Source organism: Streptomyces bobili (assembly GCF_002154575.1).
GTDB classification, from domain to species: domain Bacteria; phylum Actinomycetota; class Actinomycetes; order Streptomycetales; family Streptomycetaceae; genus Streptomyces; species Streptomyces bobili.
Window position 1 is genome coordinate 1 of sequence record NZ_MUBA01000281.1, and the last position, 7,404, is coordinate 7,404.

A 7,404-nucleotide genomic window follows, 5' to 3' on the forward strand; every position below is an offset into this window, starting at 1 on the left:
AGGTCGGTCGCGACCCGGCCAAAGGTGTCGATGAGCACGTGGGCCCCCTCCCGCGTAGCGGATCGCAGATCTTCCGTCACCTGTGAGCCTACGTGACCCCACTGACAACGAGGAGGCCCGATCTCCACGAGTACGAAGGGGCCGCGTCGTAGGGATCTACGGATCGCCTGCGGCGCGGCCCCTTTCGAAAAAGGCGTGCGTCAGTGTGCGCCGGTGCCGGTCAGGGACCGTACCTCCAGCTCCGCGTACTTGCCGGTGTCGGGCTTCTCCTTGGTGAGGACGGTGCCGAGGAAGCCCATCAGGAAGCCGAAGGGGATGGAGATGATGCCGGGGTTCTTCAGCGGGAACCAGGCGAAGTCGACGTCGGGGAACATCGCCTTGGGGTCGCCGGAGACCACGGGTGAGAACAGCACCAGGCCGACCGCCACGATCAGGCCGCCGTAGATGGACCAGAGGGCGCCCTGGGTGGTGAACCGCTTCCAGAACAGGCTGTAGAGGATGGTCGGCAGGTTGGCGGAGGCGGCGACCGCGAAGGCCAGCGCGACCAGGCCCGCCACGTTGAGGTCGCGGGCGAGGGCGCCCAGGCCGATGGAGACGATGCCGATGAAGACGGTCGCCCAGCGGGCCGCGCGGACCTCCTCGGCGCCGGTGGCCTCTCCCTTGCGGATGACGTTGGCGTAGATGTCGTGGGCGAAGGACGACGAGGACGCGAGGGTGAGGCCCGCGACCACGGCGAGGATCGTCGCGAAGGCGACCGCCGAGATGGTGGCCAGCAGGATGGCGCCCCAGGCCGAGTCGACGCCGCCCAGGTGCAGGGCGAGCAGGGGTGCGGCCGTGTTGCCGGACGGGTTGGACGCGATGATCTCTTCCTGTGAGATCAGGGCGGCGGCGCCGAAGCCGAGCGCGATGGTCATCAGGTAGAAGCCGCCGATGATGCCGATCGCCCAGTTCACGGACTTCCGGGCGGCCTTGGCGTTGGGCACCGTGTAGAAGCGGATCAGGATGTGCGGCAGGCCGGCGGTGCCGAGGACCAGGGCGATGCCCAGGGAGACGAAGTCCAGCTTGGAGGTGCCGGTGGCGCCGTACTGGAGGCCGGGTTCCAGGAAGGCTGTGCCCTTGCCGCTGTTCTCGGCGGCGCTGCCGAGCAGGTCGGAGATGTTGAAGTTGAACTTCAGCAGCACCAGGAAGGTGATCAGGAGGGTGCCGGTGATGAGCAGGACGGCCTTGACCATCTGCACCCAGGTGGTGCCCTTCATGCCGCCGATGGAGACGTACACGATCATCAGGAGGCCGACCATGGCGACGATGGCGATCTTGCCCGCGTCGGAGGTGATGCCGAGCAGCAGGGAGACGAGGACGCCCGCGCCCGCCATCTGGGCCAGCAGGTAGAAGATCGAGACGACGATCGTGGAGGTGCCGGCCGCGGTACGGACCGGGCGCTGGCGCATGCGGTAGGCGAGGACGTCGCCCATCGTGTAGCGGCCGGAGTTGCGCAGCGGTTCGGCCACCAGCAGGAGGGCCACCAGCCAGGCGACCAGGAAGCCGATGGAGTAGAGGAAGCCGTCGTAGCCGAAGAGGGCGATGGCGCCGGCGATGCCGAGGAACGAGGCGGCCGACATGTAGTCGCCGGAGACGGCGAGGCCGTTCTGGAAGGCGCTGAACTGGCGGCCGCCCGCGTAGAAGTCGGCCGCGTCCTTGGTCTGGCGGCCCGCCCAGACGGTGATGATGAGCGTCGCCACGACGAACAGGCCGAACAGCGTGATGATGAGCGGCCGGTGCTCGCTGGCCTCGTTGGCCGCGAGGTCGGCGGCGAGAAGAGTGTGCTGCGCGGAGATCATGCGTTGCCCTCCATCCGGGACTTGATCGCCTCGGCCTTGGGGTCGAGCTTCGCGGCGGCGTGCCGCGAGTACCACCAGGCGATGAGGAACGTGGTGAGGAACTGGGCGAACCCGAACGCCATGGCGATGTTGATGTTGCCGAGGAGCTTGGTGCCCATGAAGTCGCCCGCGTAGTTGGACAGCAGGACGTACAGCAGGTACCAGGCGATGAAGGCGACGGTCAGCGGGAAGGCGAAGCCGCGGTAGGAACTGCGCAGTTCACCGAACTCCGCGCTCTCCTGCACCGCGACGAACTCCTCGGTGGAGGGGAGTTGGGTTGAGGATTTCGAGGGGGGCGGTGTCTCGGTGGCCACGGAGTCTCCTCGCGAGCGTTGCGGATGTGGTGGTCAGAAGGGGGCCGGGAGAGTCCTCGCCGTCCCTGCCCAAGGTCACGGCGGCGCACGACGGCGGGTTCAACACCTCGCACGGGTTTCCGAAGTGACCTCGGCGGCTCATGGCCAACGAGCGGCGCCGCCCGTAGGTCATGGCCGGTGAACTCACCTGCCGAAGGTCATTGCTGGCCGAGGAGTCGGGGAGATAGTTTCGGGCGAGCACCACCCGTCATGTACCTGTCCAGGCACAACCCGTGTCCGGACAGGTCTCGCTCCCGGATGATGTGGAGACCCCATGGCTCATCTGCCTTCCAGACGCCGCCTCGCCCTCGCGGTGCCCGTCGTGCTGTCGCTGACCGCCTCCCTCGGCTTCCTGCCGACGGCGGCCACGGCGGCCCCGGTCACGGCCGCGGCCACCCAGACGGCCGACGCCGGAACGCTGGCGTACGTCGTCAACACCAAGGTGGACCACCGCACGATCGGGTCGGTGAAGAAGGCGATCGCTGCGGCCGACGGCACTGTCGTCGCGACCTACGCGAAGATCGGCGTCATCGTGGCGCACTCGGCGAACCCCGACTTCGGCGCGCAGATACGCGCGGTCCGCGGCGTGCAGTCGGCGGGCGCGACCCGCACCGCGCCGCTGAGTCTCGCGGGGACGACCGACGAGGGCGCCGCGAAGCTGCTGTCCGCGGCCGAGGCCGCGAAGACGGCGACCGCGTCCGCCGCGGCCGGCGCGAGCGAGCCCCTCGAGGCCGACCAGTGGGACCTGCGCGCCATCGGCGCCGACAAGGCCGCCGAGATCAACCCGGGCAGCAGCAAGGTGACCGTCGCCGTCATCGACACCGGTGTGGACGACACCCACCCGGACCTCGCCCCGAACTTCTCCGCCGCCCAGTCGGCCAACTGTGTCGGCGGTGTCGCGGACACCTCCGAGGGGGCCTGGCGCCCGTACACCGCGGACGACTACCACGGCACGCACGTCGCCGGTGAGATCGCGGCGGCCCGCAACGGCATCGGCGTGGCCGGTGTGGCGCCCGGTGTGAAGGTCGCCGGCATCAAGGTGAGCGACCCGAAGGACGGCCTCTTCTACCCGGAGAACGTCGTCTGCGCCTTCGTGTTCGCCGCCGACCACGGCGTCGAGATCACGAACAACAGCTACTACGTGGACCCGTGGCTGTACAACTGCATGGACGACCCCGACCAGAAGGCCATCGTCGACGCGGTCAACAGGGCGCAGCTGTACGCCACGTCGAAGGGGACGCTCAACGTCGCCTCGGCGGGCAACTCCAACCACGACCTGGACTCCGACGCGATCGTCGACTCCTCCAGCCCGGACGACTCCACTCCGGTGACGCGGACGATCGACCCGCACGAGTGCTTCGACGTGCCGACCCAGCTGCCGGGGGTCGTCACGGTGAGCGCGACGGGCGTCAAGGGCACCAAGTCGTACTACTCCACGTACGGTCTGGGCGCGGTCGACGTGGCGGCGCCGGGCGGCGACAAGTACCAGATCCCGGAGACGCCGTCGGCCAACGGCCGCATCCTGTCGACGATGCCGAACAACGCGTACGGCTTCCTCCAGGGCACCTCGATGGCGTCCCCGCACGTCGCCGGTGTGGCCGCGCTGCTGAAGTCGACCCACCCGTGGGCCTCTCCGGCGGCGCTCCAGACGCTGCTCAAGGCGCAGGCCGACAACCCGGGCTGCCCGGCCGAGCCGTACGACGGCAACGGTGACGGCGTGGTGGACGCGACCTGCGTCGGCGGCAAGCGCGTCAACGGCTTCTTCGGCTTCGGCGTGGTGAACGCGCTGCGTGCGGTGAAGTAGCCGGGAGGTACCTGAAGGCCGGGCGGAGCGATCCGCCCGGCCTTTTCTGTCCGTTTCGATACGTTGCTTCAGACCCGAGGTCCGCTCACACCCCGGCCGCGCCCAGCAGCACCCCGGCCCCGTACGTCACCGTCATCGCCACCGCACCGCCGCTCACATTGCGTACGACCGCGCGCGCGGGCGCCGCCGCTCCCAGGCGGGCGCTGCTCCAGCCGGTGCAGGCGAGGGCCAGGAGGACCGAGACCACGGTGACGGGCAGCCGCCGGTCCGAGGGGGGCAGCACGATCGCCAGCAGCGGCAGCAGGGCGCCCGCCGTGAAGGCGAGGAAGCTCGCCCAGGCGGCGTGCCAGGGGTTCGTGAGATCGTCGGGGTCGATGCCCAGTTCCACGCGCGCGTGGGCACGCAGCGCGTCGCGTTCCGTCAGCTGGACGGCCGCGTCGCGGGCCACGGCGCGGGTCAGGCCCCGCGCCTCCAGCAGCCCGGTCAGCTCCTCCAGCTCGGCCTCCGGCTGCTCCCGCAACTCGCGTCTCTCCACGGCGAGGGCGGCCATCTCGGAGTCGCGCTGCGTCGACACCGACACGTACTCCCCCGCCGCCATCGACATCGATCCGGCCAGCAGACCGGCCAGTCCGGCCGTCAGCAGCGTCGAACGGTCGCTGGTGGCGCCGGCCACACCGACGACGAGGCCGGCGGTGGACACGATGCCGTCGTTGGCGCCGAGCACGGCGGCCCGCAGCCAGTTGAGGCGGGATCCGAGGGACCCGCCGTGCGTCTCGTCGTGGGTTGGTTCCGTCACACGGGGAGGATCGCATCCGGGACGGCGCGGGCCTCGTACCGACGCTCCCCGCGCGTGTGCCGAAGTGGGCCTGTGGTCAAGGCGGTTGGTGTCGGGGAGAGGGGCGTGGCGGGCATCGGCCCGCGCGGGCCGGCCCCGGGGCCGAACTCCCGTGCGTCCGTGGCGCCTTCCGTCCGGCTTCGTCCCGCACGCGCGTGTGGGTGTGCCCGGCGGTGGAGCGGGAGGCGTGCGCGCGCTGTCGGTGGCGGCCCGTATCCTCAATGACCATGCTCGAAGACCGTACGCCCGCAGCGTCCTCCGCCACGGAGTGGCCGGCCGCGTATCCGCAGGGATACGCGGTCGTTGACGTGGAGACCACCGGCCTGGCCCGCGACGACCGGATCATCTCCGCCGCCGTCTACCGGCTGGACGCGCGCGGTGAGGTCGAGGACCACTGGTACACGCTGGTGAACCCGGAGCGCGACCCGGGCCCGGTGTGGATCCACGGTCTGACGAGCGAGACGCTGGAGGGCGCGCCCCTCTTCCAGGACGTGGCGCAGGAGTTCGCGGACCGGCTCGACGGCCGGGTGCTGGTCGCGCACAACGCGGTGTTCGACTGGCAGATGATCGCCCGCGAGTACGCGCGCGCGAAGCGCGAGGCCCCGGTGCGGCAGCGGCTGTGCACCATCGCGCTCTCCAAGGAGCTGGCCCTGCCGCTGCCCAACCACAAGCTGGAGTCGCTGGCCGCCCACTTCGGTGTCGTCCAGCAGCGGGCGCACCACGCGCTGGACGACGCGCGCGTGCTGGCGGAGGCGTTCCGGCCGAGCCTGCGGGCCGCGGCGGCGGGCGGCGTACGGCTGCCGCTGCACGAGTGCCGGCCGCTGACGGAGTGGCAGGACCGGCCCGCGCCGCGGATCGGGCAGCAGGCGGGCGGTACCGGCGGCTACCGGCCGACGAGCTGGCGTCCGGCCCGCAAGCGGCCCGCGTGCCCCTACCCCAATCCAGGGCGGTACGAAGACGGCAAACACCTCAGACAGGGCATGCGGATCGCGTTCTCCGGGGACACGTCGATCGAGCGCGAGCTGCTGGAGGACCGTGCGACCGAGGCCGGACTGCATGTGGCCACGTCGATCTCCCGGCTGACCAGCCTGCTCGTCACCAACGACCCGGACTCGGGCACCTCCAAGGTGGTCAAGGCCCGCCAGTTCGGCACGCCGGTGGTGGACGAGGCGGCGTTCGGCCAGCTGCTGCGCGATGTCGAGCCCGCCGCGGAGCAGTAGACCGTACGGCCATGACCGTACGGAGGTGACCGTACGGACGGGTGATTGGCGGGCGACTCGCCCGGCGCCGTCTGGCCCGCGCCGCACCGACGGCTCACCCTGTGGCGCATGGCGACATGTGAAGTCTGTGGCAATAACTACGGAATGACCTTCGAGGTGCACGCGCAGGGCGCGGTGCACGTCTTCGACTGCTTCTCCTGCGCGATCCACCGCATGGCACCGATCTGCGAGCACTGCCGCGTGCAGATCATCGGCCAGGGCGTGGAGGTCGACGGGCAGTGGTTCTGCGGTGCCCACTGCGCCCGCGCGGAGGGAAAGGCGGGCATCGTGGACCGGGTCTGAAGCGGGCCCCCCACGCGAGGACGCCCCACGGCCGGGAGGTACGGTCGTGGGGTGTACCGCTTCCTTTTGTCCCGGCAGTGGGTGATCATCACGCTCGTCGCCCTCCTCCTGATCCCCACGATGATCAGGCTGGGCATCTGGCAGATGCACCGCTACGACGAGCGCACCGCCCGCAATCAACTGGTGTCCGACGCGCTCACCGCCGACCCCGTACCGGTGGAGAAGCTGACCTCCCCGGGTCACACCGTCAGCACCGGTCAGCGGTACCGCTCCGTGACCGCCGTGGGCCGCTTCGACACCGAGCGCGAGGTCGTCGTCAGGCGGCGTGTCAACGGCGACGAGAAGGTCGGGTTCCTCGTCCTCACCCCCTTCCTCCTGACGGACGGCAGGGTGCTGCTGGTCAACCGCGGCTGGATCCCCGCCGACGCGCCCAGCCAGACCACGTTCCCCAAGGTCCCCGCACCGCCCGCCGGGCAGGTCACCGTGACCGGGCGGCTGATGCCCGACGAGACGACCGCGGCGAGCGGTATCAAGAACCTCCAGGGGCTGCCGGACCGGCAGGTCATGCTGATCAACAGCGAGCAGGAGGCGCGGCGCCTCGGCGAACCGGTCCTCGGCGGCTACATCGCGCAGACGGCGCCCGAGCCGAAGAACGGCACCCCCGAGCTGGTCGGCCGGCCCGGCAGTGAGGACGCCGCGCTCAACTACGCCTACGCCATCCAGTGGTGGCTGTTCTCCGCGGGCGTACCGATCGGCTGGGTGGTCCTGGTCCGGCGCGAGACGCGCGACCGCAGGGAGGCCGCCGCCTCGGAGAAGACGGCGGAGACGGCGGAGACGGACCAGCCCGCGGTGGTCTGAGCCCCCGCAGAACCGACATCCGCGCGGGAACTGCCGGGCCGCAGTCGGCCGAACATCGCGCCCCCGTGTCACCCGCCCGGCCCCCGCCCGGATTGCCCTGCGGACGTGGTCCACG

General features: G+C 70.7%; 7 protein-coding genes. 4 read left to right on the plus strand and 3 right to left on the minus strand.

The window, feature by feature from the left end; genetic code table 11:
* Positions 1–200: 200 nt before the first annotated feature.
* Positions 201–1,838 (minus strand): solute symporter family protein, encoded by a 1,638-nt coding sequence (locus BZL64_RS22595; protein ID WP_167396184.1) that lies wholly within the window; start codon positions 1,836–1,838, stop codon positions 201–203.
* Complete coding sequence (locus BZL64_RS22600) at positions 1,835–2,191, minus strand: DUF485 domain-containing protein (protein WP_086771023.1); 357 nt, start codon at positions 2,189–2,191, stop codon at positions 1,835–1,837. The genes BZL64_RS22595 and BZL64_RS22600 overlap by 4 nt, the downstream gene beginning before the upstream one ends.
* Before the next feature lie 313 nt (positions 2,192–2,504).
* Between BZL64_RS22600 and BZL64_RS22605 the strand changes: the two genes are divergently transcribed.
* Complete coding sequence (locus BZL64_RS22605; RefSeq protein WP_086771024.1) at positions 2,505–4,034, plus strand: S8 family peptidase; 1,530 nt, start codon at positions 2,505–2,507, stop codon at positions 4,032–4,034.
* 85 nt (positions 4,035–4,119) lie between these two features.
* On the opposite strand, the gene BZL64_RS22610 is transcribed toward BZL64_RS22605, so the two are convergent.
* Entirely contained in the window at positions 4,120–4,830 is a 711-nt protein-coding gene (locus BZL64_RS22610) for a VIT1/CCC1 transporter family protein (RefSeq protein WP_086771025.1), read from the minus strand.
* Positions 4,831–5,096: 266 nt separating this feature from the next.
* Between BZL64_RS22610 and BZL64_RS22615 the strand changes: the two genes are divergently transcribed.
* The 3 genes from BZL64_RS22615 (at position 5,097) to BZL64_RS22625 (ending at position 7,289) form a co-directional block, all read left to right on the plus strand.
* Positions 5,097–6,089 carry a DEDDh family exonuclease gene (locus BZL64_RS22615; RefSeq protein ID WP_086771026.1) on the plus strand — a complete coding sequence of 331 codons (993 nt, stop codon included), beginning with the start codon at positions 5,097–5,099 and terminating at the stop codon, positions 6,087–6,089.
* A gap of 108 nt (positions 6,090–6,197) precedes the next feature.
* The gene (locus BZL64_RS22620; protein ID WP_086771029.1) at positions 6,198–6,431 is read left to right on the plus strand and encodes a hypothetical protein; all 234 of its coding nucleotides are present in this window, start codon (positions 6,198–6,200) and stop codon (positions 6,429–6,431) included.
* 51 nt (positions 6,432–6,482) lie between these two features.
* Positions 6,483–7,289, plus strand: a complete 807-nt coding sequence (locus tag BZL64_RS22625; RefSeq protein WP_086771027.1) for an SURF1 family cytochrome oxidase biogenesis protein — start codon at positions 6,483–6,485, stop codon at positions 7,287–7,289.
* Positions 7,290–7,404 lie beyond the last annotated feature (115 nt).